The 2,364-nt window shown below is 43.8% G+C and carries 1 protein-coding gene; it reads left to right on the top strand.

What is annotated here, in order from left to right; all coding sequences use genetic code 11:
• On the top strand, positions 1-2,364 hold a 2,364-nt coding region (locus tag ACXAG7_RS19835), incomplete at both ends, for a beta strand repeat-containing protein (RefSeq protein ID WP_476667912.1).

Genomic DNA, 2,364 nt, shown 5'->3' with positions numbered 1-2,364 from the left:
CGACTGCCTTTAACGGTGACGGTAACATTACCTCTTCTGACTTAACGGTTGGTGGTGATGCAAACGCTTTATTAGGAGATGTTACACTAGAGATCGCTGCAGGTGCTGTTGGAACTACTGAATTAGCTGACAATGCTGTGACTACGGTTAAGATTAACGATAACGCCGTAACTACAGGAAAAATCAATAACAACGCAGTAACTACTGCTAAGATCAATGACGATGCGGTAACAGCTGCTAAAATAAACGCGGATGTTGCGGGTACTGGTTTAACACAAAACGGTGCGGGTGCTTTAGTGGTAGATCCGACTGCCTTTGACGGTGACGGTAACATTACCTCTTCTGACTTAACGGTTGGTGGTGATGCAAACGCTTTATTAGGAGATGTTACACTAGAAATCGCCGCAGGCGCTGTTGGTACTACTGAATTAGCTGACAACGCAGTAACTACTGTTAAGATTAACGATAACGCTGTAACTACTGGAAAGATCAATGACGATGCAGTTACGGCTGCTAAAATAAACGCGGATGTTGCAGGTACTGGTTTAACACAAAACGGTGCGGGCGCTTTAGTAGTAGATCCTACTGCCTTTAACGGTGACGGTAACATTACCTCTTCTGACTTAACGGTTGGTGGTGATGCAAACGCTTTACTTGGAGATGTTACACTAGAGATCGCGGCAGGTGCTGTTGGTACTACTGAATTAGCTGACAACGCAGTGACTACGATTAAGATCAACGATAACGCTGTAACTACAGGAAAAATCAATAACAACGCAGTAACTACCGCTAAGATCAATGACGATGCAGTAACAGCTGCTAAAATAAACGCGGATGTTGCAGGTACTGGTTTAACACAAAACGGTGCGGGTGCTTTAGTGGTAGATCCGACTGCCTTTAACGGTGACGGTAACATTACTTCTTCTGACTTAACGGTTGGTGGTGATGCAAATGCTTTACTTGGAGATGTTACACTAGAAATCGCTGCAGGTGCTGTTGGAACTACAGAATTAGCTGACAACGCAGTAACTACTGTTAAGATCAATGATAACGCTGTAACTACCGGAAAGATTAATGACGATGCAGTTACGGCTGCTAAAATAAACGCGGATGTTGCGGGTACTGGTTTAACACAAAACGGTGCGGGCGCTTTAGTTGTAGATCCTACTGCCTTTAACGGTGACGGTAACATTACCTCTTCTGATTTAACTGTTGGTGGTGATGCTAACGCATTATTAGGAGATGTTACACTAGAGATCGCTGCAGGTGCTGTTGGAACTACAGAATTAGCTGACAATGCTGTGACTACGGTTAAGATTAACGATAACGCCGTAACAACAGGAAAAATCAATAACAACGCAGTAACTACCGCTAAGATCAATGACGATGCAGTAACAGCTGCTAAAATAAACGCGGATGTTGCGGGTACTGGTTTAACACAAAACGGTGCGGGTGCCTTAGTAGTTGATCCGACTGCCTTTAATGGTGACGGTAACATTACTTCTTCTGACTTAACGGTTGGTGGTGATGCAAACGCTTTATTAGGAGATGTTACACTAGAAATCGCGGCAGGTGCTGTTGGTACTACTGAATTAGCTGACAATGCAGTAACTACTGTTAAGATTAACGATAACGCTATAACTACAGGAAAAATCAATGACGATGCAGTAACAGCTGCTAAAATAAATGCTGATGTTGCAGGTACTGGTTTAACACAAAACGGTGCCGGTGCCTTAGTAGTAGATCCGACTGCCTTTAACGGTGACGGTAACATTACTTCTTCTGACTTAACGGTTGGTGGTGATGCAAATGCTTTATTAGGAGATGTTACACTGGAAATCGCTGCAGGTGCTGTTGGAACTACAGAATTAGCTGACAACGCAGTGACTACGGTTAAGATCAACGATAACGCCGTAACTACAGGAAAAATCAATAACAACGCTGTAACTACCGCTAAGATCAATGACGATGCGGTAACAGCTGCTAAAATAAACGCTGATGTTGCGGGTACTGGTTTAACACAAAACGGGGCGGGCGCTTTAGTTGTAGATCCTACTGCCTTTAACGGTGACGGTAACATTACTTCTTCTGACTTAACGGTTGGTGGTGATGCTAACGCTTTATTAGGAGATGTTACACTAGAAATCGCCACAGGCGCTGTTGGTACTACTGAATTAGCTGACAACGCAGTAACTACTGTTAAGATTAACGATAACGCTGTAACTACTGGAAAGATCAATGACGATGCAGTTACGGCTGCTAAAATAAACGCGGATGTTGCGGGTACTGGTTTAACACAAAACGGTGCGGGCGCTTTAGTAGTAGATCCGACTGCCTTTAACGGTGACGGTAACATTACCTCTT

The organism is Tenacibaculum sp. AWR4_210 (assembly GCF_056160945.1).
Note: the sequence above shows the minus strand (reverse complement) of the source record. Positions and strands in the feature narration are given on the sequence as shown.